The sequence below is a fragment of the Nonomuraea sp. NPDC049758 genome (assembly GCF_040674635.1).
GTDB lineage: Bacteria > Actinomycetota > Actinomycetes > Streptosporangiales > Streptosporangiaceae > Nonomuraea.
This window is the reverse complement of sequence record NZ_JBFAMZ010000003.1, coordinates 435,060-461,872: the sequence shown is the minus strand read 5'-3', so window position 1 is coordinate 461,872 and position 26,813 is coordinate 435,060. Positions and strand designations below refer to the sequence as shown.

General features: G+C 69.7%; 32 protein-coding genes. 15 read left to right on the top strand and 17 right to left on the bottom strand.

Annotation, left to right across the window (positions count from 1 at the left end; all coding sequences use genetic code 11):
- The first annotated feature begins 724 nt into the window (after positions 1-724).
- On the top strand, positions 725-1,939 hold the full coding sequence (locus AB0J46_RS10250) for a helix-turn-helix transcriptional regulator (protein ID WP_364329091.1): 1,215 nt from the start codon (positions 725-727) through the stop codon (positions 1,937-1,939).
- Positions 1,940-1,969: 30 nt separating this feature from the next.
- Positions 1,970-2,446 (top strand): NUDIX hydrolase, encoded by a 477-nt coding sequence (locus tag AB0J46_RS10245; protein ID WP_364329088.1) that lies wholly within the window; start codon positions 1,970-1,972, stop codon positions 2,444-2,446.
- A gap of 455 nt (positions 2,447-2,901) precedes the next feature.
- Here the strand turns inward: AB0J46_RS10245 and AB0J46_RS10240 are convergent, their stop codons facing one another.
- Positions 2,902-3,255 (bottom strand): hypothetical protein, encoded by a 354-nt coding sequence (locus AB0J46_RS10240; protein WP_364329085.1) that lies wholly within the window; start codon positions 3,253-3,255, stop codon positions 2,902-2,904.
- Positions 3,256-3,690: 435 nt separating this feature from the next.
- Here AB0J46_RS10240 and AB0J46_RS10235 point away from each other — a divergent pair, with 435 nt between their 5' ends.
- Together AB0J46_RS10235 and AB0J46_RS10230 are read left to right on the top strand one after the other, a co-directional pair.
- A complete protein-coding gene (locus tag AB0J46_RS10235; RefSeq protein WP_364329082.1) occupies positions 3,691-3,984 on the top strand; it encodes a hypothetical protein in 294 nt (97 codons plus the stop codon).
- Between the two features lie 69 nt (positions 3,985-4,053).
- Positions 4,054-4,500 (top strand): GNAT family N-acetyltransferase, encoded by a 447-nt coding sequence (locus AB0J46_RS10230; RefSeq protein WP_364329079.1) that lies wholly within the window; start codon positions 4,054-4,056, stop codon positions 4,498-4,500.
- A 10-nt stretch (positions 4,501-4,510) separates the two neighbouring features.
- Here AB0J46_RS10230 and AB0J46_RS10225 read toward each other — a convergent pair whose 3' ends face one another.
- Complete coding sequence (locus AB0J46_RS10225) at positions 4,511-5,293, bottom strand: hypothetical protein (protein WP_364329076.1); 783 nt, start codon at positions 5,291-5,293, stop codon at positions 4,511-4,513.
- Between the two features lie 204 nt (positions 5,294-5,497).
- On the opposite strand from AB0J46_RS10225, the gene AB0J46_RS10220 reads away from it, so the two are divergent.
- The 3 genes from AB0J46_RS10220 (at position 5,498) to AB0J46_RS10210 (ending at position 8,013) form a co-directional block, all read left to right on the top strand.
- On the top strand, positions 5,498-7,270 hold the full coding sequence (locus tag AB0J46_RS10220) for a hypothetical protein (protein WP_364329073.1): 1,773 nt from the start codon (positions 5,498-5,500) through the stop codon (positions 7,268-7,270).
- A 204-nt stretch (positions 7,271-7,474) separates the two neighbouring features.
- Positions 7,475-7,747 (top strand): hypothetical protein, encoded by a 273-nt coding sequence (locus AB0J46_RS10215; protein ID WP_364329070.1) that lies wholly within the window; start codon positions 7,475-7,477, stop codon positions 7,745-7,747.
- Complete coding sequence (locus AB0J46_RS10210) at positions 7,744-8,013, top strand: hypothetical protein (protein ID WP_364329067.1); 270 nt, start codon at positions 7,744-7,746, stop codon at positions 8,011-8,013. The genes AB0J46_RS10215 and AB0J46_RS10210 overlap by 4 nt, the downstream gene beginning before the upstream one ends.
- Here AB0J46_RS10210 and AB0J46_RS10205 read toward each other — a convergent pair.
- Together AB0J46_RS10205 and AB0J46_RS10200 are read right to left on the bottom strand one after the other, a co-directional pair.
- Positions 7,990-8,835 carry an FkbM family methyltransferase gene (locus AB0J46_RS10205; RefSeq protein WP_364329064.1) on the bottom strand — a complete coding sequence of 282 codons (846 nt, stop codon included), beginning with the start codon at positions 8,833-8,835 and terminating at the stop codon, positions 7,990-7,992. The two genes, AB0J46_RS10210 and AB0J46_RS10205, sit on opposite strands and share 24 nt — an antisense overlap.
- 27 nt (positions 8,836-8,862) lie before the next feature.
- Entirely contained in the window at positions 8,863-10,143 is a 1,281-nt protein-coding gene (locus tag AB0J46_RS10200) for a hypothetical protein (protein WP_364329061.1), read from the bottom strand.
- Positions 10,144-10,390: 247 nt separating this feature from the next.
- Between AB0J46_RS10200 and AB0J46_RS10195 the strand changes: the two genes are divergently transcribed.
- Genes AB0J46_RS10195 through AB0J46_RS10185 form a run of 3 tightly spaced genes read left to right on the top strand, consistent with a single transcriptional unit; the run spans position 10,391 to position 11,580 of the window.
- A complete protein-coding gene (locus AB0J46_RS10195; RefSeq protein ID WP_364329058.1) occupies positions 10,391-11,197 on the top strand; it encodes a GNAT family N-acetyltransferase in 807 nt (268 codons plus the stop codon).
- 49 nt (positions 11,198-11,246) lie between these two features.
- Complete coding sequence (locus AB0J46_RS10190; protein ID WP_352323191.1) at positions 11,247-11,393, top strand: hypothetical protein; 147 nt, start codon at positions 11,247-11,249, stop codon at positions 11,391-11,393.
- Between the two features lie 43 nt (positions 11,394-11,436).
- On the top strand, positions 11,437-11,580 hold the full coding sequence (locus AB0J46_RS10185) for a hypothetical protein (protein WP_357965512.1): 144 nt from the start codon (positions 11,437-11,439) through the stop codon (positions 11,578-11,580).
- A gap of 33 nt (positions 11,581-11,613) precedes the next feature.
- On the opposite strand, the gene AB0J46_RS10180 is transcribed toward AB0J46_RS10185, so the two are convergent.
- Positions 11,614-11,919 carry a hypothetical protein gene (locus tag AB0J46_RS10180; RefSeq protein ID WP_364329054.1) on the bottom strand — a complete coding sequence of 102 codons (306 nt, stop codon included), beginning with the start codon at positions 11,917-11,919 and terminating at the stop codon, positions 11,614-11,616.
- A 113-nt stretch (positions 11,920-12,032) separates the two neighbouring features.
- The gene (locus AB0J46_RS10175) at positions 12,033-12,770 is read right to left on the bottom strand and encodes a LysR family substrate-binding domain-containing protein (protein ID WP_364329052.1); all 738 of its coding nucleotides are present in this window, start codon (positions 12,768-12,770) and stop codon (positions 12,033-12,035) included.
- Between the two features lie 54 nt (positions 12,771-12,824).
- Here AB0J46_RS10175 and AB0J46_RS10170 point away from each other — a divergent pair, with 54 nt between their 5' ends.
- Complete coding sequence (locus AB0J46_RS10170) at positions 12,825-13,196, top strand: DUF5997 family protein (RefSeq protein ID WP_352358886.1); 372 nt, start codon at positions 12,825-12,827, stop codon at positions 13,194-13,196.
- A 57-nt stretch (positions 13,197-13,253) separates the two neighbouring features.
- Here AB0J46_RS10170 and AB0J46_RS10165 read toward each other — a convergent pair whose 3' ends face one another.
- The 7 genes from AB0J46_RS10165 to AB0J46_RS10135 all read right to left on the bottom strand — a co-directional run bounded on the left by AB0J46_RS10165 (position 13,254) and on the right by AB0J46_RS10135 (position 19,715).
- Positions 13,254-14,618, bottom strand: coding sequence for a TrpB-like pyridoxal phosphate-dependent enzyme (locus AB0J46_RS10165; RefSeq protein WP_364329049.1), 1,365 nt, complete (start codon positions 14,616-14,618; stop codon positions 13,254-13,256).
- 34 nt (positions 14,619-14,652) lie between these two features.
- Entirely contained in the window at positions 14,653-15,309 is a 657-nt protein-coding gene (locus AB0J46_RS10160; protein ID WP_364329047.1) for a transglutaminase family protein, read from the bottom strand.
- Complete coding sequence (locus AB0J46_RS10155) at positions 15,306-16,460, bottom strand: acyl-CoA dehydrogenase family protein (RefSeq protein WP_364329044.1); 1,155 nt, start codon at positions 16,458-16,460, stop codon at positions 15,306-15,308. Before AB0J46_RS10155 ends, AB0J46_RS10160 begins: the two co-directional genes overlap by 4 nt.
- A 15-nt stretch (positions 16,461-16,475) precedes the next feature.
- The gene (locus AB0J46_RS10150) at positions 16,476-16,850 is read right to left on the bottom strand and encodes an ectoine synthase (RefSeq protein WP_352323183.1); all 375 of its coding nucleotides are present in this window, start codon (positions 16,848-16,850) and stop codon (positions 16,476-16,478) included.
- Positions 16,847-17,116, bottom strand: a complete 270-nt coding sequence (locus AB0J46_RS10145; protein ID WP_364329040.1) for an acyl carrier protein — start codon at positions 17,114-17,116, stop codon at positions 16,847-16,849. The genes AB0J46_RS10150 and AB0J46_RS10145 overlap by 4 nt, the downstream gene beginning before the upstream one ends.
- A gap of 75 nt (positions 17,117-17,191) precedes the next feature.
- Positions 17,192-18,661 carry an AMP-binding protein gene (locus AB0J46_RS10140; protein ID WP_364329037.1) on the bottom strand — a complete coding sequence of 490 codons (1,470 nt, stop codon included), beginning with the start codon at positions 18,659-18,661 and terminating at the stop codon, positions 17,192-17,194.
- Positions 18,662-18,800: 139 nt separating this feature from the next.
- Positions 18,801-19,715, bottom strand: a complete 915-nt coding sequence (locus tag AB0J46_RS10135; protein ID WP_364329035.1) for a DMT family transporter — start codon at positions 19,713-19,715, stop codon at positions 18,801-18,803.
- Between the two features lie 454 nt (positions 19,716-20,169).
- Between AB0J46_RS10135 and AB0J46_RS10130 the strand changes: the two genes are divergently transcribed.
- Both AB0J46_RS10130 and AB0J46_RS10125 read left to right on the top strand, forming a co-directional pair.
- Entirely contained in the window at positions 20,170-20,580 is a 411-nt protein-coding gene (locus tag AB0J46_RS10130; protein ID WP_364329032.1) for a hypothetical protein, read from the top strand.
- Between the two features lie 138 nt (positions 20,581-20,718).
- Positions 20,719-21,972: a serine hydrolase domain-containing protein gene (locus tag AB0J46_RS10125; protein WP_364329029.1), complete on the top strand. Its 1,254-nt coding sequence runs from the start codon at positions 20,719-20,721 to the stop codon at positions 21,970-21,972.
- A gap of 57 nt (positions 21,973-22,029) precedes the next feature.
- On the opposite strand, the gene AB0J46_RS10120 is transcribed toward AB0J46_RS10125, so the two are convergent.
- The 3 genes from AB0J46_RS10120 to AB0J46_RS10110 all read right to left on the bottom strand — a co-directional run bounded on the left by AB0J46_RS10120 (position 22,030) and on the right by AB0J46_RS10110 (position 24,343).
- Positions 22,030-22,587 (bottom strand): DUF6624 domain-containing protein, encoded by a 558-nt coding sequence (locus AB0J46_RS10120; protein ID WP_364329026.1) that lies wholly within the window; start codon positions 22,585-22,587, stop codon positions 22,030-22,032.
- A 102-nt stretch (positions 22,588-22,689) separates the two neighbouring features.
- On the bottom strand, positions 22,690-23,448 hold the full coding sequence (locus AB0J46_RS10115) for a TipAS antibiotic-recognition domain-containing protein (RefSeq protein ID WP_364329023.1): 759 nt from the start codon (positions 23,446-23,448) through the stop codon (positions 22,690-22,692).
- A 10-nt stretch (positions 23,449-23,458) separates the two neighbouring features.
- On the bottom strand, positions 23,459-24,343 hold the full coding sequence (locus tag AB0J46_RS10110) for a DUF2268 domain-containing putative Zn-dependent protease (RefSeq protein WP_364329020.1): 885 nt from the start codon (positions 24,341-24,343) through the stop codon (positions 23,459-23,461).
- 101 nt (positions 24,344-24,444) lie between these two features.
- Between AB0J46_RS10110 and AB0J46_RS10105 the strand changes: the two genes are divergently transcribed.
- Together AB0J46_RS10105 and AB0J46_RS10100 are read left to right on the top strand one after the other, a co-directional pair.
- On the top strand, positions 24,445-24,852 hold the full coding sequence (locus tag AB0J46_RS10105) for a YciI family protein (RefSeq protein ID WP_364329017.1): 408 nt from the start codon (positions 24,445-24,447) through the stop codon (positions 24,850-24,852).
- A 38-nt stretch (positions 24,853-24,890) separates the two neighbouring features.
- Positions 24,891-26,027, top strand: coding sequence for a DUF6596 domain-containing protein (locus tag AB0J46_RS10100; RefSeq protein ID WP_364329014.1), 1,137 nt, complete (start codon positions 24,891-24,893; stop codon positions 26,025-26,027).
- Between the two features lie 36 nt (positions 26,028-26,063).
- Here AB0J46_RS10100 and AB0J46_RS10095 read toward each other — a convergent pair whose 3' ends face one another.
- Positions 26,064-26,792, bottom strand: a complete 729-nt coding sequence (locus tag AB0J46_RS10095; RefSeq protein ID WP_364329011.1) for a sulfite exporter TauE/SafE family protein — start codon at positions 26,790-26,792, stop codon at positions 26,064-26,066.
- Positions 26,793-26,813: the final 21 nt, after the last annotated feature.

Below are 26,813 nucleotides of genomic sequence, written 5' to 3'. Positions count from 1 at the left end.
TGCCAAGGTCATGGGCACGGTTGGACCCCGGCGACCGGCGTACAGAGCAACTGAGACTCCCGAAGCCGGGCGTAGCGGAGAGCGATTCGGTGCGCGGACCGAGTGGGCTCGGTGGAGGGGGCCAGGCGTAGATGGCCCGCTGTCGTCTCGCGTTCCATGCTGGTAGCCACCAGTACCGCCCGCCGTGACACCAGACGACCGGTCCGACCCGCACGGACACCAGCGCAAGCAGCCCACTGCGCAGAGTCTCCTTCACTGCGGGCTCGCTTCCGCGGATTCCGGGCGCAGACTGCGGATCGTCTCCGAAAGGGGGTGGCGTCGTTGAAGGTCGCGTAGCGGTAGGCGACCCGGCGCGCGGCTCTCGACGGTTCGATGGCCGGATGGCGGGCGTACAGCACTCGTTTGCGGCGGTCGTCCCAGCCTGCCCGCCACCAGTACCAATCGCCGTCGCACCAGACGACGAGCCCGACCCACACGGACACCAGGCTCAGGCCATAGCCGTCATGGACGTCTGCGGATACGCCGTGAGCGGCGAGGGCGTCGGCCAGGGCATCGGCGGCGTGCTTCTCTGGCGTGGGGTGTCGGTTCTGCGGTTGCATGAGTGGCCTCCCATCACGTATGGCAGTGACGTAGCGTGACGGTATGTGTCGGCCGAGCTGTGAGGCCGGAAAGAAATTCAGGGGTCCGTCGTAGGCATCCGATGAGGATGAGGTGCATGCGAGGAATGACCAGCAATCTGTCCATCGGCCAGCGCGTGGCCTGGTATCGGCGACGGCGTGGGATGTCTCAGGACGTATTGGCCGGGCTGGTGGGACGGACCACCGACTGGCTGAGCAAGGTGGAGAACGACCGCATCACCTTGGATCGTCTGTCCGTCATCAAATCCCTGGCGAGGGTATTGGACGTGTCCCTCGGTGATCTGCTGGCCGAGCCGCACCTGTTCGAGTGGACGGACGGAAGCGGCGATCAGACCATCCCAGCACTGCGCGCCGCGATCACGGACTATCGGCAGCTCTCGCCGATGGCCGGGCTCGTGGAGAACGCGGAACCCTCCGGGCAGGCCGACCTGCGACGTGCCCTTGCCGAGGTGTGGCGGGCGTACCAGGGAGCCCGGTACAGCTACGTGATCCGGACTCTGCCCGGACTCCTGGGAGAGGCGCATCATGCTGCGCGCGCAGCGAACGGTGACGCGCGCATGGCCGCATCGGGAGTGCTCGGGCAGGTCTACCACGCCGCTGCCGGCATCCTGGCCAAGGTGGGTGAGGCTGATCTCGTCTGGATCGCCGCTGAGCGGGGACTCTCCTTCGCGCGGCAATCCGGTGATCAGCTCGTGACGGCCTCATTGCTTCGCTCCGTGACCCACGCCCTTCTGTCCAACGGTCGCTACGAGGCAGCCAAGCAGCTCACGATGGACGCCGCCGACCTGCTGTCTCCCGGCCTCCCGCACGCCACGGCTGAGCTGCTTTCGGTGTACGGCACGCTGTACCTCGCCGGGTCGATGGCGGCGGCGCGAGACGACGACCGCACCACGACACGCGCGTTCCTCGCCGAGGCGCAGGAAGCGGCGGTGCGCCTCGGCGGTGACGCCAACCATGTCTGGACCGCGTTCGGGCCGACGAACGTGCGTATCCATCAGGTGGCCACGGCAATCGAGCTGGGAGACATCCAGGTGGCTGTAGAGCTCGGGCCGAAGCTGGATACCAGCAGGCTTCCGATCGAACGTCGCGCTCGTCATGGCCTGGCCGTGGCGCATGCCTTGAGCTTGTGGAACCGTACCGACGACGCGATGGCCGCGCTGTTGGAGGCCGAGACCATCGCGCCCGAGCAGGTACGCCATCACTACCTCAGCCGTCAGCTCACGATGTCGTGGATCAGAAGGCAGAAGGGCAAACCCAGTTACCAACTCGCAGCTCTCGCCCGGCGACTGCACATCGTGTGAAGGCAGTCCCTGTGGCGTAAGGTCGGGGCTGTGAACGATCAGGAGGCTCCGCCGTTCGCCCAGGCCCGTGCCGCTGCCGGTGCGCTGTTCTTCGATGACAGCGGTCGTGTGCTTCTCGTCCGTCCTACGTACAAGCCCTCCATGGACATCCCGGGCGGGTACGTCGAGCCAGGAGAGACCCCGTACGAGGCGTGCGTTCGAGAGGTGCAAGAGGAACTGGGCATTCAGCCAGCCATCGGTCGCCTCCTCGTGGTCGATTGGGCGCCTCTCCCTAAGGAGGGCGACAAGGTCCTGTTCGTGTTCGACGGAGGCACCTTGGACGGCGAGTTGCTCAAGCAGATCAGGTTCGTGGACAACGAGCTGAGCGCCTACGAGTTCCATCCCGTCGAGGAACTGGACGGGCTGTTGATCGAGCGGCTTGCTCGTCGCGTCAAGGCCGCCGCTACTGCACGCGAGCTTGGCAGGACCGTCTATCTGGAGCACGGCCAGGCCGCTCCCACTGAGTGACTATCTGAGTGACAACGGCCCAGGACGAGCGTGGACGATTGAGGACCAGGGCGGAACGTTCGCCGAGGTAGGACCCCGAATCACCCGAGGTCCCACCTTCTCGCGGCGAGCCTTACAAGCGAGGGGTCACTGGTTCGAACCCAGTACCGCCCACCTCGTAGAACAGCCCCGTTTCCCATCGTGGAAACGGGGCTTCGTGCCATTAGCCGGTGTGAGGACCCTTCTCGATCTTCGCGTTCATGGCGTCGGCGATCTTGCGGTCGGCATGGGTTCGCGACTCGGGCAGTGCGGGCCAGGAGCGTGCGTGTCATATCCGCAAGGCTCATCGGCGGAACGAGAACTGCGAATGCCCGGGCTGTGGGCTGCCCCTCTCCGAGACGACCGACCCGAAAAGCGAGGGTGGGTACGAGGCTCCGGGCTGCTGTTCCGCGTCCACCTGTAGGTCCGGTCGGTGCTCAGACAGAGTGCCAGACGGACTGGACGACGATGGCCAGCGCCAACGCTGTCCAGCTCAGGATCATCGCGACGATCGACAAGGTTCGATTGGTGGCTGTCCCGGCGCGAGCGGAGGACATGCCAAACCCCGACATGAAGATGGCGACGAACGACATCCAGATCCCGACGCGGGCCAACACCATGGTCACGTCGAGCAGGATGGCGAGGACGCCGAGGCAAAGGCCGACGACACCTATCCAGTTGTGCGTTGTCGGGGCTGGCATAGGCGGCGGCTGGAGGTACTGCCCGTACGGCTGTGATGGCTGGTGGGGATACGGCTGGCCGTCCTGGTCCTGAGGGCCGGGATGTGCCATGTGGGGCTCCTGAAGGAGTAGGGGTGCACGCGTAAGACGCGCGGACAGCGAGAGCGGTTTGCACCGTTACACGTCAGGACCGCTCATGTCCTGCCATCGCGCAATTCTGGGTCCGGGGCGGGGGTGACTCCGCCAAGGCGGACCGCACCGTGGCATCCTTCGGCTTTGCACTAGGCGTGGCCCGGGTCGACCGCGACCCGTAGATTCTTGTGATCCCAGCCGCTCTCGCCCGCCTTCGGTGAAGGGACGCGCGAAGCCGAGCTTGCACCTCCGCTGCCGCTCCGCGGAGTGTCAACGGCAGGCGGGATGGCAAGGCGACGTGACGAGGGCTGGCGTCAACTGACGCTTGTTGCCCCCATGGCCGATCCAAACGGCTTCCCGGCCCAAGCCTCGCCATGAAGGATCCATTGCGGTTGGATCCACGTGAGGACTGGCATGTCTCCCAAAGCGATGGCGTTCGTCGCCTTCCTGTTAATCGGCTCGGGCATTCTCACTGGCCTGATGTCCGTTACGGCAGGCCGTGAATCCTGCGGCTCGGCATTCGTCGGAGTCACCTGGCAGCAACTCGATCCGTCCTCCGACGTGGCCGACAGGTTGCAACATATGGACAACTGCACAGACCTGCGGAACCTCGTCAAGATTCCCGCTACCGTGCTGATCGCCGTAGGCGGGGTCACGTTGGTCGCCGCCTTCCTTTCACGGCGACGCATATCCGTTTCGGGCGGATAGAGTGGTCGGCCGCCTCTACGGCAGTGACTGGCGTTCGAAAGTGCTCCGGTGGCTGGCATGCTCTGTGGTGTGACGATTCGTACTGCGACGCGCCGGGATCTGCCCGCGATCATCGCGCTCCTGGCTGACGAGGACACTGTGGTCGATCCCCGGACCGTTGAGGTCGACGAGGCGTATGAGCGAGCCTTCAAGGCCGTCGACGCCGACGAGCGCAACGAGATGATCGTTATGGACGAGGCGGACGGTACGGTCGTCGGCTGCCTCCAACTGACGTACATTCCCGGCCTGGGACGACACGGGCAGGAGCGGGCGCTGATCGAGGCGGTCCGGGTGCGTGCCGATCGACGTGGGGCAGGGCTCGGGCGCGAACTGCTCTCCTGGGCGATCGAGCGGGCACGCGGCCGCGGCTGCACCCTGGTCCAGCTCACCAGCAACAAGCGACGCACCGAGGCCCATCGTTTCTACGACTCTCTCGGCTTCGTCCGCAGTCACGACGGGTTCAAGCTGTCGTTCTGAGGCGGGGTGGTCATGGCTGCATGGGCGATGAGGCGACGATTTTGATCGTGCGTACTCCGGGCTTTCCGATCAGCTCGGCGAGTGCCGGTTTCGAGTGTCCGTAGACGACCAATCCATAGATCCTGCCTTCATGTGCCGCCTGACGTAAACGGCGGAGATCGAGCCCGAAGGACTTCAGGTTCAGTGCGTCGGTCCACTGCAACTTGGCCGCCCAACGTCTGTACAGCTCGATCGGTGAAGTGTTCTCGCATTCGGTTTCATATACCGCGCACGACCGCCAGTAGACAGGTTTACCGGCGTCCCCGCCCGATCCGGAGAGGAACAGGAATACGGCGTCCGACCGCATTCCTCGCAGGCCCAGGGTGGTGGTCAGTTCGCTCTCGGTCATGGGGGCGGTCAGTTCCACGACGGCGGTGGAGAAGTCATTTTTGCCCAGGGCCGCAATCGCCTGGCGGGCCTCGCTTTTGGCCGGCTGGTCCGCTCCCTCGCCGCCGTGGAACGAGCGCAGCAACGGGCTCATCATCGCCTCCGGCATGGCCGGAGCGGAGGTCGTGCCCAGCACGTCGGTCACTATCTCTTCATGTGCTGGACGACCTCGCAGACTCGGATGCGTCTCGAAAGTGCTGACCGTCACGCCCATCGACAGGGGGCCCACACCCACCTCGTGGCCCACGATGACGTCGTACTCGGGATGCGCCACCTGAAAGGCGCCGCCATAGACCTCGCGCATGCGTTCCGCGCGTCCGCCGAACAGGTGCACGCCTTCGGCCAGACAGGCGAGCAGAACGAGCATGGCGACGATGACGTACCCGGTTCTGCGGGAATTCCTGATGCGGCTGTCTGCAGTCAAGGCGGTCTCCCGTGCGCGCCGATGCCGGTCGAACAGGGATGATCAAACCAGATCACCGGTGAATGGCGCGCCCGGACGACACCGGTACGGCAGTGTTTGTTCCGCTGTGCCGGCCGGTGTGGCAGTGCCGCACTAAGATCGCGTCCCGTGTCTTCGGAACATTTATGGCGGTTTATCAGGATCGGATTAGTAGGTCTGATTCTTCTGGCGGCGGTCGCGGGGCTGGTGCTCGGCGACACCTGGCTCTGGGTGGCCGCCGAGTGGTCGCCGCCGACGTTCGGCGAGTTCTCCACGGGCGACGGGTCCGACGGCTCGGCCGGTCTGGCGCTGTTCGGGGCCGCCCTGGTTAAGGCTGCCCTCCTTTGGCTGATTCTGCGCGCCCCGGAACCGGGGGCGCTGGGCCGCAGGGAGAGGGCGCTGCGCCGGCTGTTGTATCTGGCGGTGGCCTACGCGCTCGTGCTGTGGTATCCGATCGCGCTGCTCCCGGGGGCGGTCGACGCGGCATTCACGCTCGTACTGTGGGCCGCGATCGACGTCCTCTACCTGCTCGTCATCCGGTGGCGGTCGCGCCTGCTGCGCGGGGCGGCCGGAGTGCTGTTCGCGGTCGAGCTGGCCGGGGCGGCCGACGAACTGCTCGACGAGCTCGACCTCCCGGAGCTCGGAACGGGCGGCGTCATCCAGCTGGGCCTGATCTGGGGCGGAGTCCTGGCGACCCTCGTCACCGTCCTCGGGCAGTGGCGTGACGGCCGCTGGAGCCGCGGCACGCAGATCGCCGGGCTGTCGTCGGTAGGCGTCTACGCGGTGGCGATCCCGTTCGGCCTCCTCGTGGGAGGGCGCTTCGGCAGCGGCCTGGCGATGGTGATCCTGATGGACGCGGTGAGGCTCGTCAGCACCCTGTGGATCGCGGCCACCGCTCGTGAGCTGGCCGCCGGGGGTCGCCCGGCCGATCTTCGGCCCGTCCGGCGGCGTGGGTCCCGCGTCGCGGTGGCGGCCGTCGCCGTGCTGTCGCTCGTCGTACTGATCAATCCGGAGCAGAACGCGCGCCTGACCTACACCGCCGGGTCGGCGGACTGCTACGACCGGCCCAGCTTCGGCGACGTGAAACCCGCGGAACGCGACGCCGTGTTCCTGTGCCGGGCGCGGAGCACAGACGGCGCAGGCCCGCCCATGTTCCCGGACACCACGTCGGACCAGGCGGTCCTCGCGTACGGACGGGCGCTGTGCCGGGCGAAGGACACCGACGAGCAGGAGGCGATCCTGACGCGGGCCGGCAGCGCCCGGGCCGCCTGGCGGGTGTACCCCGAGGAACTGGTCTACGTCTGCCCGGAGATCATCGGCGCCACCCGTCCCGACCTGTTGCGGTCGACGGCGGAGGAGGCGGCGGCGAACGCTGCCTACATCGCCGGGGAGAACGCGAAGTGCCGGGACCCGTGGCCCCGGACGAAGGGTGTCGTCCAGGCCACGGCCAAGTATTTCCTGTTCGTGGACGGCGATCCCGGCTACCTGGTCCAGGACCCCGAGGGCGAGGCGGCCATGGAGGAGGCGGAACTGGCGACGGACCGGTCCTACGACGACGGCGCCCTCATCGGGGTGGCCCGCGGCGCGGTGCTCATCGGGCACGTCGAGGACGTCGTCGATCTGTGCCTCACGGTGAAGGCCTTCCGCGCCGCGCCGCCACTGCGGACCGCCGGGTGGGATCAGGTCCACGAAGTGCCGATCGTCAGCCGCAGCGGCCGGCTCGCGGTGCCCGAGAGGGCCGGCGGCGACGTGGGGGCGGGTGCCCCGATGCCGAACCTGGCGATCGCCGGGAAGGGCCGCTACCGGCTCCGTGTCCATGTGCGGGTCGGCGAGGCGGGGGAGGAGCACCTGGTCGTCGTGTTCCCGGGCGCGTCGAGGAAGAGGCTGAAGCTGAAGTCCTGATCCGAGGCCGGGCGAGCCGGGGCTGGTCAGCGGCAAGGAGCGGATGCGGCACGGGCCGGGCGGGGACACTGTCCGATCGCCAGGTCGATGTGCACTGACTGCGACTTCTCCGTGGCGGCGGCGACGTATTGTGGTGGAGGTCCCCTGGGTAAGGGCTCTTAAGCCGAAGGGGCCGCGCAGTCCGTGAACGGAGAGCCACCTGCCATGCGAAATCGCACGTTGCGGATCCCCGCCACCGCGGCCGCCGTCCAGGAAGCCATTGACCAGGCGACGGCGGGAGAGGTCGTCCTGCTGGAGCAGGGCGGCCGCCTCGTGGCCGCGGTGGTGCCCTACGAGGTGGCCGCCGCCGGCGTCGACCTGCTCAACGAGGCCCAGGATGCCGCTGACCGGCTGTCGGGGCTCAGGCTGATCGCGGAGCTCGAAGCCGGCATGGAGACGATGCGGCTCAGCGACCTGCGCCGTGAGCTTGCCTCATGAAGGGCTACTACGAGATCCAGCTCTCGTCGTCGGCGGTGCGGCAGATCCGTGCCGTGCACGCCGCGGAGCCGATGGCCGCCACGTTCGTCCTCAACGGCCTGGAGTATCTCTCCACCGACCTCGACTCGGGCCTGCTGCGCACGATCGACAAGGAAGCGGGCCTGCTCAAGGCGGAGATAGGCGACTTCGAGGCCCTGTGCTGGGTGCGGCACGAGGAGATGAGCCTGGTGATCCTGACCGTCTCACGGAGTCGTCACCCAGCGTGACGCCGCGCCCTCGTTCGCCCGGACGGCGAAGTCGCGGACGTCCCGCATCCGCCGCGTGCCGACCGGCTCGGCGTAGATGTAAGGGCACATGTCCGACCGCGTCATCTTCGATCGCTGGTAGAGCGAGAAGTCGCACCAGGCGTAGTCGTGCCGCGTGAGCTGCTCGATCACCACCTCCCTGATGCGTTCGCCGTACATGGAGTCGTGCATCTCGATCAGGAGCGCCGGCTGGTGGTGGGCGATCGTCTCCGCCGCGCCCGCCAGCGCCTTCCCCTCATGACCCTCGATGTCCATCTTGACCAGCCGGATCCTTTCCCGGGACCGGGAGGCCATGACGTCGATCGGCAGGCCGTCGGCCTCCCCGAGGAACGCGCCGTACCCCTCCTCGCCGCGGTGGAGGGTGGAGATGACGCAGTCGGCGGGAATGGTCGCCGGCTCGCCGGCCGCGAGCGTACGGGTGCAGGGGCCGGCGGTGACGTCGTAGGGATCCCAGAGTCGCAGTCGTGCTCCGGAGTCGTGCGCGGCCACCGGGTGGACGTCGACGTTGCCGATCTCGTTGAGCTGCAGATTGTGGTGCAGCGCGCGCAGTGCGACCGGGTTCGGCTCGACGGCGATGACTTTCGTGAAGGCCCTGGCCATCCGTAAGGCGTAGTGGCCGACGTGGGCGCCGACGTCGAGGAAGGCCGAGCCCGGCTCGGCGAAGGACTGCAGGAGGCGCCAGATGTCCTGCTCGTGCGGCCCTGGACCGACGCGGTCACCGCTGGCGGGCCGGAGGGCCCAGGTGAGTCCGTCGCGCTGCGAGAGGGAAGGTGTCGTCGACATCAGGACTCCCGGTGAGGTGTTCCGCGCTCACCCACGTGTGATCGTTCTCGCGTCGGAGGAGATCCAGTTTCGGTGCGGGTAGTAGCTCCTGAGTTCCCGCATGCGCGAGGAGTCCGTGAAGAAGACGAACTCCAGGTTGGCCCGCCGCAGCATGCTGTGTTTCGCCTCCTCGCCCAGCAGGCCCCCGACCAGCGGGACCGCGTTGACCGCCACTTCGGTGAGCGTGGACAGGCCGGTCATCGCGAACCGTTCGGCGACCTTCGCCAGTCCGGGCATCTTCCTGCGCAGGAAGATGCCCAGCTTCGTGGGTCTGACCGCCAGATGGGGACGCGTCGCCCGGATGTGGTCGCATATGCGCTGCCAGTAGTCGGCGGCGCAGTCGGCCAGGGCCGTGGCCAGCACGTCGTCCGCGTCATGGGCGTTCGAGACTTCGAGGTAGGACTGGATCTCGAACAGCTCCCTGCCCTGTTCGCGCAGTTCGACGATCTCCTCGAAACGGAGCATGGCCAGCAGGTCGGGCGGCGGACCCTCGACCATCCGGTAGGCCGTCTCGACGAGCTCCCGCATGTCGAACTGGGGATCCGGCCGGCTGGGCGCACGCCGCGCATCGGTGAGGACGGCCTCGGCGAGGCCGGTGGCGTCCCCGGAGTTCCAGTCCGAGCCCATGATCCTCGCGTTGAACGCGCGTGCGTGCGCGGTCTCGTCGAAGAGGCCGTGGATCTGGATCAGCTCGCTGCTCACCGGCAGTCCGGAGTCGTGGAGCAGCGCGAAGATGGGAGTGTGGGAGAACCGCGGCCTCGACAGGATGTCGTCGTACCGTCTTCTCAGTTCGATCGGCTGCGCCGACAGCAGGCCGGCCAGGACGGAGCCAGGTGAGTTGGCGGCCTCGCGGACCTGCCGCATGAAGTCGTCCTTGGCGGTGACATAGTCGTAGCGGACGACGACGGAACCGTCTCCGGCCAGAACGCCGTCGAGTTCCCTGATCATGCGGTCGCGGGCGACCGAGACCGGCGAGACGACCCATCCCTTCCCGTCGGGGCTGTTCCGCTTCCAGCTGTCCAGGACGTCCGCCAGAGAGTCGCTGGGGTCGAGCCGGTCCTCCTGGTAGAGGTAGTTGTGGGCGCGGAGCCCGACCGCGACGACGCCTCCCGCGACGAGATCTCTGAGCAGGCGGTAGAAGTTGTTCTCCCGCAGGTCCGACCTGCTGAAGTCGCCCACGACCCGGGGGTTGTCCACCAGCTGCGTGTCATGCACGTAGACGCGCTCGTTGAAGAGCGCCCCGAACACCAGCAGGGCCCGCAGCTGCATGGTGGAACTGATGCCAGCCCAGATCGGTTCCAAGGCGGCGAATTGGGACGTGGCGCGCAAGGCGTTGATGGAGCGGGAGTCATCGCGCTTCATCTCTTCGAGATACCACCCTTCGGTCGCCACCCCTAAGGGAAGCACAGCCGGGTACCGCAGGGAAGGTTGTCATGGATAGTGGCTCGGCCGAGAGGCCCGCGTCGTACGATCCGCTTGGGTTGCTCGTGGTGTCTCCTCGGGGAAGGGGCCGGTCGTGTCATCGTTCGAAGAGGCCGTGGAGTCCAGGGATCATCTCGTGGCCGTCTGGAGCGAGCTGGTACGGGACAGAGGCGGCCGGATCGGTACGGACGACGGCGTCGTGCACATGTGGGCCGACAGCCCCTTCGGCTTCTGGAACACCGTGACCCTGGCCGGTACGGGCATCACCGCGGACGCGCTCGGCGAGCGGCTCGCGCGGGCGGCGTCCTTCATGAGGGGCAGGGCCGAAAGCGGATATCTGTGGGTCTTCGAGGATCTGTTGAGCCCCCAGGCGCGCGAGAGCCTGTTCCGGCGCGCGGCAGAGGCCGGGCTGGAGCGGGCGTTCTCGGGCCGGGGCATGGCGGGCGACCTGTCCGTGCCCGAGCCGGATCATCCGGACCTGGAGTTCCGGCGGGTGGAGAACGAGGAGCACCTCGCCGCGTACGGCGACATCAACGCACGCGCCTACGGCATGCCGCCCGAGGCGGGCAGGCTCGCCCTGGCCGGCTCCCAACTGTGGCGCGGCGACGTGCACGCCTACCTCGGATACCGCGACGGACGGCCGGTGACCTGCGCCGCCACCGTCGCCGGGCCGCATTCCATCTTCCTGGCGCTGGTCGCCACCCTGCCGGCGGAGACGCGCAAGGGGTACGGCGAGGCCGTCACCCGCAAGGCGATCCACGAAGGCGGCAGGCGGAGCGGGCACCGGCGGCTGGTCCTGCACGCCACGCCGGCCGGGCAGCCGGTCTACGAACGCATCGGCTGCCGCGCCAACACCGCGATCCACTTCCTCCGACTCGCCGGTCATGCCTACATCGGATGATCACGGGTAGCGCTGTGCGACCACCCCAGCTACAGAAGTGGAACACGGCATGATCACTCTCATCCTGCTCATCCTCGCCCTGGCCTGCTTCGTCCTGTCCGCCTTCAACATCGGCGGCGCGCGCGTCAACCTGCTCGCACTCGGTCTGGCGCTCTGGGTGCTCAGCGAGATCATCCCCAAGCTCGGCCAGCTCTGACCCCCAGCGCCTGAGACCACCCCCTACGGGCAGGAACACGCACATGGACGCCCTCACCATCGTCGCTCTGCTGGCACTCCTCGCCGGAATCCTGGTCGCCCTCACCCAGAGGGTGTGGCCCATCGCGTTGTTGTGCGGGGGCTTGTTCATGTCCGTGCTGGCGGACGCCGGTCTCATCGTCACGTAGGCGAAGGAGACCGGCTGCCCGGCCCGTGTGGGTTCAGCAGTAGGTGATGCCCGTGACGGTGAACGGGATGTTGTGGTACGGCGTGTACTCCGACCGCTGGCCGGGGGAGACGCAGGGGCCGACCTCCGGCCACGAGCCCACCGTGGGGTCCGGATGGGTGACGCGGATGACCACGGCGTAGTTGCCGGAACCGCCGCTGCAGTACGCCCAGGCGGTCTTGCCGTCCCGGCCGGTGGTGCAGCCGGTGGGGGAGGCGTGCGCGGGGGAGGCGGCGCCGAAGAGGGCGACGGTGGTGAGGACGGTCGCGAGGGGGAGGGCCAAGTGCTTTCTCGCGCGCATGTGCTGACCTCCGGTGGGTCGTCAGGCAGTGCACTTTCAGGAAAGCTTCTTAAGAGAAAGTAGCCGCACCGTCACCGCCGTCAAGCCCCTGTCCGGTCGCCGGGACGCCGCCGTCAGCGGGGACGCGGGCCCTTCTTCTTGCGGCTCGCCGGCGCGGCGCGGCGACCGGCGCGGTTCTGGGCGGCGGGCTTGGGGGGCTGGCGTCGTGCCTGCTTCTCCTGGGGACCGGCGGGGGCGGCGGGAGCGCGGCCCCGGGAGCTGTTGACCGTGCGGCCGCGCACGATGCCGATGAAGTCCTCCACCAGGTCGGTGGTCGCGTCGGTGGGCCAGGCCAGGGCTACCTGGGACTGGGGCGCGTCCGTGACCGGGCGGTAGGTGAGGTCTTTGCGGTGGTGGAGGCGGGCCAGCGACTGGGGGACCAGGAGCAGGCCGGTGCCGGCGGCCACCATCTCGACCGCCTCGGCCGTGGTGGCGGGACGGGTGAAGGCCGGTTGCCCGGGCCGCGACGCCCACTCGATGGCGTCGTCGAGGGGATGGAAGATCTCCTCCTCGGCCAGGTCGGCGAGGGTCACCTCGTCGGCGGCGGCCACGGCGTGGTCCTTCGGCACCATGACCACCGTGGTCTCGACGTAGAGGGGGATCGCGCTCAGGCCCTCGCGGTCGATCGGGAGCCGGACGAACGCGGCGTCGGCCCCGCCGCCCCGCAGGAGGGCCAGCGCCTCGGGGGTGGGGGCCGTGACCAGCGTGAGCGGCACGTCGGGCAGCCTCTCGGCCCAGACGCCGGCCCACTTGGCGGGGGTCACGCCGGGCGCGTACGCCAGCCGGAAGTCTTCGCCGCTCTCGTCAGTCACGTCCTCAGGGTATCGATGTCGGGGACGCTGTCCCGACTGGCTAGGCTTGGGGGCATGACCTCGTCCAAATCGAAGAGCATCCAGACGATGAAGCCCGAGACGGCGGCCAAGAAGCTGGGTGTCCTTCTCTCGGCCACGCCCGCGGAGTTCCAGGCGGGCGTCGTCTCCAGGGACGAGCTGAACGAGCTGCAGGCCAAGCCGCCCGCGTGGCTCGCCGACCTGCGTCGTAACGGGCCACACCCCAAGCAGGTCGTGGCCGCCAAGCTCGGCGTCTCCATCTCGGGGCTGCTGCGGGCCGGGATCACCGAGCCGCTCACGACCGCCGAGATCGACGCGCTGAAGGCGGAGAACCCCGACTGGCTGGAGCGGGAGCGCACCGTCCAGGCGGAGGCCCGCAAGGAAGCCCTCCGGCTCAAGCAGCGCTAGCGGTCCCCGAGCTGACGGCGCGGCCCGCCGGCAGGCAGGCCGCGCGTCACCGCCCGGTCAGGCGCGTGCCAGGTCGGGGATGCTGGACAGGCCGTGGGCGAGGTCGTCGTCCGTCGGCTCGTCGTCGGGCAGCAGCCCGGCCTGGAACATCTCGTACGCGGCCAGGTCGAAGTGGCCGTGCCCGGACAGCGCGATGAGGATCGCCTTCGACTGGCCCTGCTCACGGCAGCGCAGCGCCTCGTCGATGGCGGCCCGCACCGCGTGCGCCGACTCGGGGGCGGGCACGATGCCCTCCTCGCGGGCGAACAGCACGCCGGCCTCGAAGCAGGCGGTCTGCCGTACCGCGACGGCCTCCATCAGCCCGTTCTCGACGGCCCGGCTGATCAGCGGCGAGATGTCGTGGGCGCGCAGCCCGCCGGCGTGCACGGGCGGCGGCACGAACTTGTGGCCGAGCGTGTGCATCCGCGACAGCGGGGTGAGCCGGGCCGCGTCGGAGTGGTCGTAGGCGATGCGGCCACGGGTCAGCGTGGGGCAGGCGACCGGTTCTGCCGCGACGAGCCGGATCTCGCGCCCGCGGCGCAGCTTGTCGCGCAGGAACGGGAAGCACATCCCGGCCAGGGTGCTGCCGCCGCCGCAGGGGCCGACCACGATGTCCGGGTAGTCCTCGGCGAGCTCCATCTGGAGCATCGCCTCCTGACCGATGACGGTCTGGTGGGCGCACACGTGGTTGAGCGAGCTGCCGCGGGTGTAGCCCAGGTCGGGGTTGCCGTAGGCGACCTCCAGGGCCTCGGACTTGGCGATGCCGAGGCTGCCGGGGTGGTCGGGGTCCTCGGCCAGCACGGCCCGTCCGGCCGCGGTCAGCGGGCTGGGGCTGGAGTTGCAGACCGCGCCGTACGCCTCCATGAGGGCCCGGCGGTACGGCTTCTGCCGGTAGCTGACGCCCACCATGAAAACCTGCGCGCTCAGCCCGAACATGGCCGCGGCCGAGGCGATCGAGCTGCCCCACTGGCCCGCGCCGGTCTCGGTGACCAGCCCCGTCTTGCCGATCTGCTTGTTGTAGTACGCCTGCGGCACCGCCGAGTTGGGCTTGAGGCTGCCGACCGGCGAGACGCCCTCGTACTTGTAGTAGATGCGGGCGGGGGTGTCGAGGGCGCGTTCGAGGCGGCGCGCCCGGTAGAGCGGGGTGGGCCGCCACTGGCGGTAGATGTCGCGGACCGGGCCGGGGATCTCGAACTCCGGCTCGGTGCTGAGCTCCTGGTCCACCAGGGGCTCGGCGATCGTCCTGCACAGCTCGGCGCGGGTGATCGGCGCGCCGGTGGCCGGGTCGAGGATCGGGGCCGGCTCGCCGAAGTCCGCGGCGATGTTCAGCCACGTGTACGGGATGTCGTCCTCGTTCAGGGTGTATTTGACGCTCTCGTTCAACGGATACCTCTCATAAGGACTTCGTCGATGGATGTCAGACGCCCGCTTCCGCGGTCAGCGAGCCCTTCACGGTCTGGTCCCCGCCGCCCAGCAGCGCGGGATGGGACGTCCTGAAGCCCTCCAGGACCAGCTCGTAGGGGAAGTCGTCGAACTCGCCGTGCCAGTGCAGGAACTCCATGTGCCGCCGGCCTGCCTCGTCGTGCGGGTGGTAGACGCTGTCGGCGGTGCCGTCGAACTCCAGGGGCTTCAGGCGGTACAGCCGGCACAACATCTTGTTGAACACGGGGGTGGCCTTCACCCAGCGGCCTCCGAGCTGGACGGAGACCAGGCCGTGGAAGCGGAACACGTCGCCGCCGACGAGCTCCTTGAGCCGTCCGGAGGCCAGGTGGTTGCGCACGTCGGCGAACACCAGCCGGGACGGGATGCCGAGCGCACGGGCGGCGGCCGCGTACACCACCGACTTGTGCAGGCAGAAGCCGCTGCCCCGGGCGATGATCGTGCTGGCCCGCAGGCCGTCGCGGGACATGTCGATGTCGTAGACGTCGTACAGGATGGTGTCGCGCACCTTGTAGTAGAGGCGTACGGCCTGCTCGGTGGGCGTGGTGGCGCCCTCGACGGCCCGTTCGGCGAACTCGCGCACCACGGGGTGGCCGGCGTCCAGGAACTTCGTGGCGGCCAGGTCAGCGGTCATGTGTGTGACTCCTTGAGGCCGAGCATCCGGGCGATGCGGATCCGTTGCATCTCCGAGGTGCCGGAGTAGATGGTGCCGCCGACCGCGTCCCGGAGCTCCTTCTCCAGCCCGGTCCCGGTCAGGTAGCCGCTGCCGCCGAAGATCTGGATCGCGGCCAGCGCCGACCTGACGTTCGCCTCGCTGGTGACCACCTTGGCGATCGCGATGTCGGTGGCGACGTCCCGGCCGGCGGCGAAGCCGCGCGCGGCGTCGTACAACCAGCGCCGGGCGGTCTCCACGCCGATCTTCATGTCCACGATCTGGCCGGCGACCATCTGGAACGAGCCGATCGGCCGGCCGAACTGCCGGCGCCGGGAGGCGTGCTCGACGCAGCGGTCCAGCCGGTGCCGCATCGCGCCGGCCTGGACGATGAAGGAGCACAGGATCTCCCACCGCATCACGTGCTCCAGCACGGTGAAGCCCATGCCGGGCCGGCCCACCACGTTGGCGGCCGGGACCCGGCAGTCGCGCAGCGTCAGCTCGCCGAGCGGGGACGTGCGCAACCCCATCTTGGGCACGTCCGGGCCGGTCAGCAGGCCCGGGGTGTCCCGTTCGACCAGGAAGGCGGTCAGGCCGAACGGGCCCAGGTCGCGGTCGGTCACCGCGTAGACCACGATCAGGTCGGCGACCGGGCCGTTGGTCACGAACACCTTGTCGCCGTCGAGGATCCAGTCGTCGCCGTCCGGTTTGGCGGTCATGCCCATGCCCAGCACGTCGGAGCCGCCCCCGGGGTCGGTGATCGCGTGCGCGGTGATCGTCGTGCCGTCGCAGATGCCGGGCAGGTGGCGGGCCTTCAGCTCGGGGCAGCCGAAGCGTTGCAGCGGGATCCCGGCGCTCACGATCTGCGTGCAGAGCGAGAAGCACAGCCCGCCGTCCCGGCAGCCCTCGCCGAGGCCCTCCAGGACGTACATGGTGCTGAGCAGGTCCAGGCCGCGGCCGCCCCATTCCGGCGAGAACGGCAGGCGCAGCAGCCCGGAGGCGCGCACCTGCTCCCACTTGTGCGCCGGCAGGCCGGCGGTCCGGTCGGCGTCCAGGTGGCCTTCGCCCAGCACCTCGTACCAGTCCGCGAACTCGGCCCTGAGCTCGCGGTGTGTGTCGCTCCACTCGTCCATGGGTGACCAGATCCGTCAGTAGTGGGAGAACTCAGCCTCAGCGAGCTGGTGGCGCTCGTCGCCCTGCAGCGCGGGGGAGAAGACGCAGATCAGCCGCAGGTCCTCGCCGGGGTCGGCGATCAGGTGGTGCGGGTCGTTCTGGTCGAGCGCGTACATGGTGCCCGGCTCCAGGACGTGCTGGCGGCCGTCGGCGTCGATCACGGCGCCGCGCCCGCTGATGCAGTAGCACGCCTCCAGGTGCTTGCGGTACTGGAGGGGGGAGCTGGTGCCGGCCCAGACGATCGTGTCGGTGAGCGAGTAGCCCATGCCGTCGCGCTCGACCAGGAAGCGGTGGCTCAGGCCGTTCCCCCACTCGACCGGCGTCACGTCAGAGATCTTGCGGATGATCATTGCAGTGTCCGTTCTGCTGGTGCTGATAATGCTTTTCCGACGAATTCGTCAATGGCGGCCACGGTCCGGAAGTTCTCCGGGGCGATGTCCAGCTCGTCGACCGGGACGTCGAACTCGTCCTTGATCCAGCCGATGAGCTTCAACAGGCCCAGACTGCTGATGACCCCGTTGCGGAAAAGGTCGTAGTCGGCCTCGAGTTCGTCGGGCGGAGTATCCGGGAGATACTCGGTCACCACGAATTCTTTAATCCGGTGTGCGATGTCCACGAAAGGCAGCATCACACGCGCGCGCACGCGGTCGCATCTCCGAGAATGCGCGTGCCCGCAATAGGCTTTTGCGTGTCAGCCGATGCGCTTTCGGTCCACCTTTCCGGTCGAGGTGCGCGGGAACGGCTGCTCGACCAGCCTGATGGCGGACGGGATCGCGGCCCGCGGCAGCCGCATCGCGCAGTGCGTACGCAGGCGCAGCCCCGACAGCCGCCCCGGCCCCGTCCCGCGGACGAACGCGGTGAGCCGGGTCTCGGCGCCGTCCACGGCCGGGACGACGGCGGCCTCCAGGACGTCGTCGTGCTCCAGCAGCACCCGCTCGATCTGCTCCAGGTTCACCCGGATGCCGCGCACCTTGAGCTGGAAGTCGTCCCGGCCGACGAGGAACAGCCGGCCGGCGGCGTCCCGGCGGACCAGGTCGCCGGTGCGGAAGAAGCGGCGGCCGTCCGGCCCGGTCACGAACCTGCCGGTCGCCGCGGCCGGGTCCGGGGTCACGTACCCCACGGTCTGGAAGGGCGTCCAGACCAGGAGCTCGGTGCCGCCGTCGTCCGGCGGGACGGGGGCCAGATCGGGGCCGAAGGCCACGACGACGCCGGGCAGCGGGCGGCCGATCGGCAGGGGGGCGGGCCCGGCCGCCTCGGCGGCGTCGAACTCGTGCCAGAAGCTGTCGTTGGTCTCGGTGCAGCCGTAGACGTTGTGCAGCCGGGCGCGCGGGAACCGGCGCGGCAGGCCGGCGCGCAGCGGGACCGGCGCGTGGTCGCCGGTGACGATGACGTGCCGCACGCCGGGGAAGACGCCCTCCTCCAGCAGCTGGTACAGCATGGGCACGCCCTGGACGACGGTGACCCCGCAGGCGGCGAAGAAGTCGCAGACGTAGCGCGGGTTGGCGGCCAGCGCAGGGTCGACCAGGGCGACGCAGCCGCCGTGCCGCAGCGTGGCCCACACGTCCAGCAGGCACAGGTCGAAGTTGAGCGGCGCGTAGTTGAACACCACCTCGCCGGGGCCGAGGCCGAACGCGTCGCCGGCCCAGCCGGTGAACCGCGCCACCGCCCCCGCCGACAGCGGGACGATCTTCGGGGTGCCGGTCGAGCCGGACGTGGTCAGCATGAACGCGGTGTCCTGCTCGGTGACGGCCACGGGGTGGGGAACCGCGGGCCCGCCGCTGGGCTCGTTGTCGCGCCCGCCGATCACGGCGGTGACCACGTCGGGGTGTTCGGCGGCGTCCTCGGGGGTGGCGGCCAGCACCTCGACGCAGCCCGCCCGCGCGCACAGCTCGCCGAGCGCGACCGCGCCGAGGTCGATCGGCGGCAGCAGCAGCGGACGCCCGGCCGCCAGGCAGCCGAGCACGAGCGCGACCGCCTGCGGCGACTTACGGGCGAGCACCGCGACCGGGCCCGGCGCAAAAGCGTCCAGTTCTTTCTGAGCCCGTCCTGCCATGGCGGCCAGTTCGGCGTAGCTGACTTTTTCCGTCCTGGTTCGCAAGGCCGGTGCGGACGGTTCTCTCTCGGCGTGCGCGATGAAATCGCGGAGCAGTTCTGTGGTCATCGGAAGGTCACCCATCGATTTCTTGGTTGCCGGATACCAATGATTTTGTTCGATGTGCGACCGCGGAATCGGGAATGCGGGCTTCAACTAATTGCCCGCGTCCGGCAGCTTCCTGCAACGCCTCGACCACGAGAACGGGTCAGGACCGTACTTCCAGTTCTTCGGCCCGCTCCGGCGGGCCGCCCGCCGGGGCGGTCGGCTCCTCCTCGGCGCGGGTGGCCAGCACGCAGCCGCCCAGGATCAGCGCGAACGACACGACGATCAGGGCGGTCAGCGGCTCGTCCAGGATCAGCACCCCTGCGACGATCGCCACCGCCGGGTTCATGTACGTCGACACCAGCGCCCGCGACGGCCCGGCCTCCTTGATGAGCTCCACGAACACCACGAACGCCAGCCCGGTGCAGACCACGCCGAGACCGCCCAGCGCCGCCAGCACCTGCCAGCTCGGCATGGCGGACGGCCAGGTCCAGATCGCGGCGGGCGTGTAGACCAGCGCGGCCAGGGTGAGGCAGGCGGCCGTCAGCGGGATGGTGGGCAGCTCCCGCAGGTGCCGGTCGGCGACGAGCGGGGCGATCGAGTAGCAGAGCGCGGTCAGCAGCACCTCGCCCATCGCCCAGGCGTCCCCGCCGCCCAGGTGCGGCCCGGCCAGCACGGCGACGCCGGCCAGGCCGATCACCAGCCCGATCCAGCGGGCCCTGCCGAGCCGTTCGCTGCCGCCGCTCAGGCGGGCCAGCGCCACGCCGAGGATGGGCGCCGCGGCGATCAGCAGGCCGCTGGTCGAGCTGGTCAGCCGCCGTTCGGCGTCCGACAGCAGCCACCAGGGCGCCAGGATCTCCAGGCAGGCGAACGCGAAGACCGGCCGCCAGTACCGCCGGACCATCGCCAGTTGCCCGCCGCGGATCGCCAGCGGCAGCAGCAGCGCGGCGCCGATCGCGGTGCGCGCGAAGACCAGTACGGGCACCGGCACGCCGCCGACCGCGACCTTGATGAGGAGGTAGGGGATGCCCCAGATCACGGACATCAGGGCGAACAGCACCCAGCCACGGCGGCTCACATGCGTCTCCTTGGGGTCGGGATGAACGGTCTGCTCGTGAACGGTCTGCTCACGGACGGTTCGTTCATGGACGGGCTGCTCACGCGAAGGGCGGGGGAGCGGGCCGGACGGGAGGGGCGGGAGCGGCGCCGGGGATGCGGGCCGGCGGCCTGCGGAAGACCGACGGCGAATCCATGAAAATCCTCCAGCCTATTCGCTGCCGCGCGACAATTCCCGCACGAAAGCAATTCTTCCCGAGAATCGCACGGCGCCCGTGTCGCGGCTTCTTTCAACGTGCTCTTTCAGTGGACAATCAGCTCGACACCAAGGGATGCTGGACGCGCGACCGGAGTGCCGCCGATCGGTGTCCTCGCAGGTCAGCCGCGAAATCACCGGCCCTCGCCGGACGGCATCGGGCCGCTGGTCCCGCCGCGCCAAGCCGTGCACTGTCACCCTGAAACGGAGGGAAACCACCATGACCGATAAATCCCCCAATCCCGCGCTCCGGCAGCTCGACGTCCTCATCGGCACCTGGCGGGTCAGCAACGTCGAGGACGGCAAGGCGACCGACGCCGGCACCGTGCGCTTCGAATGGCTGGAGGGCGGCAACTTCCTGGTCCAGCACGTCGACCTGGCCGACACCAAGGCCGTGGAGTACATCGGCTACGACGAGGAGAGCAAGACCCTCAAGTCGCACCTGTTCGGCCAGTCCGCCGAGATCCTCAAGTACACCTGGGAGGTCAGCGGCGACACGCTGACCATCTGGTACGGCGACCAGGGCTCGCCCGCCCGCTTCGTCGGCAAGTTCAGCGAGGACGGCGACACCAACGCCGGCGCCTGGGAGTGGCCCGGCGGCGGCTACCAGTCCACGATGACCCGGGTCTAGCCCCGCGCGGCGCTCCGGCCCGGCGGCGAGGTCGCCGGGCTGCGGCCGGGCGCGATCTGGCAGATCCTTGTCAAGGATGACTGAAAAGTCCGTAAGATACGGGCCCTAATGGTACGGATGTGACTTGGGGGCCCTGACGTGACGCTGCTGTCCCGGCGAAATCTTCTCAAAACCGGCGCGATCGCGGTTCCGGCCGCGATCCTCGCACCCGGAACGGCGGCCCAGGCGGCGCGGCCCGAGCTGCCCGGGGTCGAGATGTCGGGCGTCGCGCCCGCCTCGCTGGCCGGTTTCGACAACCTGTTGAAGAAGTTCGTGCTGGACCGGCAGATCACCGCCGCGCAGCTCGCCATCATGAAGAGCGGCAAGATCGTGCTGGCCCGGGGCTACCGCTACAACGACTTCTCCAGGGCGCTGCCCGCGGTCTCGCCGACGTCGTTGTTCCGGATCGCCAGCCTGAGCAAGAACATCACCTCCGCCGCGATCATGCGGCTGGTGCAGGACGGCAAGCTCAGCCTGTCGGCCAAGGTCACCCAGCTCCTCGGGCTCACCCCCCTCGACGAGCGCATGGGCCAGGTCACCGTGCTGCGCCTCATGCAGCACCTCGGCGGCTGGGACCGTGGTGTCTCCAAGGACCAGCTCTGGCTGGACCACACCATCTCCGCCGCGCTCGACGTGCCGCTGCCGATCAGCCACGCCGACATCGTCAAGTACGCCACCGCCCGGCGGCTCGACTTCGACCCCGGCAGCAAGATGGTCTACAGCAACTACGGCTACCTGCTGCTGGGCCGCGTGATCGAGAAGGTCTCCGGCATGTCGTACGAGTCGTACGTCAAGACCAAGCTGCTCCAGCCGCTCGGCATCACCCGCATGCGGCTCGGCGGCAGCCTGCGGAGCGAGGCCGCGCCCGGCGAGGTCGCCTACGAGTCGCAGTACACCAACAAGTCGGTGGTGGACGCCTCCGGCACCGTCGTCCCCTACCAGTACGGCGGCTTCAACATGCCCAACCAGGACGCCAACGGCGGCTGGCTCGCCTCCGCCGTCGACCTGGTCCGCTGGACCCTCGCCTTCGACAAGCCCGGCACGGTGCTGAGCTCGGCCTCGATCGCGAAGCTGGTCGCCAAGCCGGAGATCGGCGTCAACCAGTACGGATCCTGGTACGGCGGCGGCTGGTGGGTGCGCCAGGTCACCGGCCACCTCAACACCTGGCACGACGGCTCGATGCCCGGCACGTACTCCTACCTGGCCCGGCTGCAGAACGGCTTCAGCTACGCGGTCGTGTTCAACCGCAGGGAGGAGACCGGGTCGCTCGACTTCGACACGCTCGACGACGACATGAACAAGGTCACCGTCTCCTCCTGGCCCACGACGGACCTGACGTCCCGCTACTTCTGAGCACGCCGCGAGGGCCGGGAAATCACTACGGCTGAGCACATCGCGAGCTTCAGGCGCTCATTTCAGTGACTGGAGCTCCTTGAGGTAGTCCTGCAGCGGCTTGAGACCCACCTCCGCGCGCCGTTCGTCGACCCGCGCCTCGTCCTCGATCGGGGTGCGGGGCCGCCATTCGCCCTCGGGGGTGGTCTCCCACTGCGTTCCGTACACCTGGGGCTTCTTCTCCGCCACGCGCACCCGGTCCACCAGGTAGGCCAGGTCGGACGGGTCGGCGTCGCCGTCGTCCACCGCCCGCCGCATCATCTCCAGGCCCCGGCGCTGGAAGGCCAGGTCGCGGTCGGCGTGCTGGACGAGCGCCCACGCCGCCTGCGCGCCGTCCTTGCCGACCAGCTCGTACCCCGGCCAGCCGTAGGCGTCGAGGATCTGCCGCATGCGCTCGGTGTTGGCCTTCTCGGTCCGGTCCCAGTCCTCCTGACTGGCCTCCGGGGTGCGTAACTCCTGGTCCACCTTGAGCATCTTCAACAGTTCGGCCCGGAGCGCGGGGTTCCTCGGGGCATCGTCACCGCACGCCGTGACCATGAGGAACGCCGCGAACAGCCACAGGGACAAGACCCGCATACCCTCGATCATCTCTCCGTCCGTCCCGGGACGCGAGGGATGACCGCTACATCCGGGTACGCGCGCTCACGTCCGGGTCCGCGCGTACGCCTGCAGCGCGTCCTACATCCGGGTCCGCGCGTACGCCTGCAGCGCGTCGCGGACGAACCTCGCCCCGGCGGCGTCGTCGTACATGGCCGCGAAGCGGGGATCGTCCACGTACATGTCGCCGAGGCAGCTCACCATCTCGATCGAGCGCTCCCGGTCGCCCTCGGCCGTCGGCGTGCCCGGGATCTGGCTCAGCCACCGCACGTGCCGGGCGGCCAGCGACTGGGCGCGGTCGGAGGTCGGCGAGACCCCGGCCCGCACCGCGGCGACCCACGCGGCGACCAGGTCCTCGGCCGCCCGCTTCCAGGCCCGCTGCTGGTCGAGCGTCTTGCCGTGCCACCAGTCGTTGCTCACCTGGAACGCGCGCTCGCCCCAGCGTGCGATCACGTCGTCCTTGTAGTGGTCGTTGAAGCCGGCCAGCATGACGTCCATCCGCGGTTCCGCCCCCGCCAGCAGGGCGTCCAGCGTGTGACGGACCGAGCTGATCTGCCGGTCGATGCGGTCACGCTCGTCCTCCAGCGCGGCGATGTGGGCACGCAGCCCGTCGCACGCGTCCACCTCCTCGGCCAGGACCTCGGCGATGGCCGGCAGGCCCATGCCGAGCCGGCGCAGCAGCAGGATCCGCTGCAACCGCAGGACCGCGGCGGAGTCGTAATGGCGGTGGCCGTTCGCGCCCACCCGGGACGGGATCAGGAGCCCGACGCTGTCGTAGTGCCGCAGGGTGCGGCTGCTGACGCCGGCCCTGGCCGCCAGCTCCTGGATCGTCCACTCCATCGGTCCAGTGTCACCCGCGGCGGAGCGTGGTCGCGATGATCTCCGCGCTGTCGGCGTGCAGGGCCTGCGCCGCCGTCCGTCCGGTCGCCGCCAGGTAGGCGTCGACCAGACGGTTGCCCGCGGCGTACCCGGCGCCCATCGGCAGGCCCACCGGGGTGACACCGAGGTGCTCGGCGCCGGCGTCGCCGTGCACCCAGGCGGTGAAGTTCTCCATGCCCGTCACGTCGAGGCCGGTGAGCACCTTGTCGAAGACCGCGTCGTCGTGCAGGTGCGGCACGCCGATGCGGGCGTAGCCGAGCTCGTCGCCGTAGAGCTGGCGGGCGAAGGCGTCGGCCAGGCCCTCGCCGACGATGTGCTCGCCGACCGTGACGGTCATCGGGTCCCACACCACTCCGCCCGGGCTCCATCGCAGGTTGTGGTGGAGCTCGTGCACGGCGGTGGCCTCCAGCCGCTCCACGTTCTCGGGGAAGGGCCACAACGTGATGGCGATGTTGCCCGAGATGCCGCCGAACCCGGTCACTCCCTGACAGGGCCCCATGAAATGCTCGTCAGCTGGGTCGCCGAGCACGAACAGCACGGTGATGTCCGGAACCGCCAGTCCGGGCGTCGCCTCCAGCAGCACGGCGAGAGCGTCGTCGAGCGCGCGCCGCATCCGCTCCCAGGCTCCGGCCGCCTCCAGGGTGTCCAGCGCCTCGAGGCAACGCTCCTCGTCCCGGTCGATGGGGAACCCGGACGTCTGAAGATGCACGGACACCAGATCGACCTCGCCCGGGTAGTAGCGGTACATCCCGGCATTGGGCTCCAGCATCGAACGCAGCAGGCCGGCGCGGTCCGCCATCGGGGCCAGCAGGATCCGCCGCATGGCGGAGCAGGTGTCAAGAACGGTGATCGACATGGCCCCGATGCTAGAAGTTGACGCAACGTCAACGTCAAACCGAGTTTTGTCCCGGGGCGGAACCCGGCCAGACTGGGCCGGACAGTTCGAAGGAGAACCTGATGGCCAAATACCTGCTGCTCAAGCACTACCGGGGCGCGCCGGCGGCGGTCAACGACGTGCCGATGGGCCAGTGGACGCCGGAGGAGGTCGCGGCCCACGTCCAGTACATGCGGGACTTCGCCGCCCGGCTGCAGGAGAGCGGTGAGTTCGTCGACAGTCAGGGGCTCTCGCCCGAGGGCACGTTCGTCCGCTACGACGGCGAGGGGCGGCCGCCGGTCACCGACGGGCCGTTCGCCGAGACCAAGGACCTGATCGCCGGCTGGATGGTGATCGACGTCGCGAGCTACGAACGGGCGCTGCACCTGGCCGGCGAGCTGTCCGCGGCTCCGGGCGCGGGCGGCGAGCCGATCCACGAGTGGCTGGAGGTGCGGCCGTTCCTGACCGGGACGCACCTGGTGGCCGGGTGAACGGGTCGTTTTCTGACCAGGCCGCACCTGATGGCCGGGTGAACGAGTCGCTGCTGCGGGAGCTGGTGCCCGCAGTGATCGGCGTCGTCGTCCGCCGTGGCGCGGATTTCGCGGCGGCCGAGGACGCCGTCCAGGACGCCCTGACCGAGGCCGTGCGCGTATGGCCGGACGACCCGCCCCGCGACCCCAAGGGCTGGCTGGTCACCGTGGCCTGGCGCAAGTTCCTCGACGCCGCCCGTGCCGACGCCTCCCGGCGGCACCGCGAGACCCGCGTCGACAGCGAGCCCCCGCCGGCCCCCGGGGAGGCGGTGGACGACACGCTCCAGCTGTACTTCCTGTGCGCGCACCCGTCCCTGACGCCGGCCTCGGCCGTCGCGCTCACGCTGCGCGCGGTCGGCGGGCTGACCACGCGCCAGATCGCGCAGGCGTACCTGGTGCCGGAGGCGACCATGGCCCAGCGGATCAGCCGGGCCAAGCGCACCGTCTCCGGCGTGCGGTTCACCCAGCCCGGCGACGTCGCCACCGTGCTGCGCGTGCTGTACCTGGTCTTCAACGAGGGCTACTCCGGCGACGTCGATCTCGCCGCCGAGGCGATCCGGCTCACCCGGCTGCTCGCGGCGAGGATCAAGCACGAGGAGGTGGCGGGCCTGCTCGCGCTCATGCTGCTGCACCACGCCCGGCGGCCGGCACGCACCGCTCCCGACGGGAGCCTCGTGCCCCTCGCCGAGCAGGACCGCGGCCTGTGGGACACCCGACTGATCGCCGAGGGCGTCGACGTGCTCCAGGCGGCCCTCGCCCGCGACCGGCTGGGCGAGTTCCAGGCCCAGGCCGCCATCGCCGCGCTGCACGCCGACGCCCCGACGGCCGGGGAGACCGACTGGCCGCAGATCGTCGAGTGGTACGACGAGCTGGTGCGCCTCACCGGCAGCCCGGTGGCCCGCCTCAACCGGGCCGTCGCCGTCGGCGAGGCCGACGGCCCACGGGCCGGTCTGGCCGCCCTGGCCGAGCTCGACCCGTCCCTGCCCCGCCACGCCGCCGTCGCGGCCTACCTGCACGAACGCGCCGGCGACCCGGCCACCGCGGCCCGCCTCTACGCCGAGGCCGCCCGATCAGCCCCCACCCTCCCCGAACGCGACCACCTCACCCGCCAGGCCGCCCGGCTGCGCGGGGCGTGAGGGTCCGGGGCTGACGTCGTCCAGGCGGCCGGATCCTCAGCCTCCGGTGACGACGAGCACCAGCCCCGACGCGACCAGCCCCACCTCGACCACCACCACGAACGCGCCGGCGGGCAGCCGGTCGACGATCTTCTTGCCCGCCCAGGCTCCCGCCGCGCTCGCCGGCGCCAGCGCCAGCCCGGTGGCGACGCCGGACGTGGTGAGCACGGCGGCCGCGCCGAAGACGACCAGCTTGGTCAGGTGCATCACCACCGCCGCCGCGGCCTCCGTGCCGATGTAGGCGCCGCGCAGCAGGCCGCGGGCCAGGAAGAACGGCGCGACCATCGGCCCCATGGAGCCGACCAGCGCCGAGCCGAACCCGGACACGGCTCCGACGGCCGCGAACGCCGTGTCGTCCAGCCGGACGCCATGCGGCCGCCGGCGTCGCCAGACCACCATGACCAGCAGGAACAGTCCGATGACCCGGGTCAGCGCGGCCAGCGGGGCGGCGGCGAACACCAGCGCGCCGGCCGCGGCGGCGGGAACCGCCCCGGCCGCGAAGACGCCCACCAGGCGGCGGTCGACCTCGTCCCGGTTGAACCACACCCGGCTGCCGTTGCCGGCGAGCTGCGCGACGGTCAGCACCGCGACCGCGTCCCGGGTGCCGAGGATCGCGACGAACACCGGCAGCAGCAGCACCCCGCCGCCGAACCCGGCCACCGCCGACAGCGTCGCGGTGGCGAACGTCGCCGCCACCATGACGACCACGACCAGGACGGTGTTCACGCATCTCACCTCCCCTCGGGG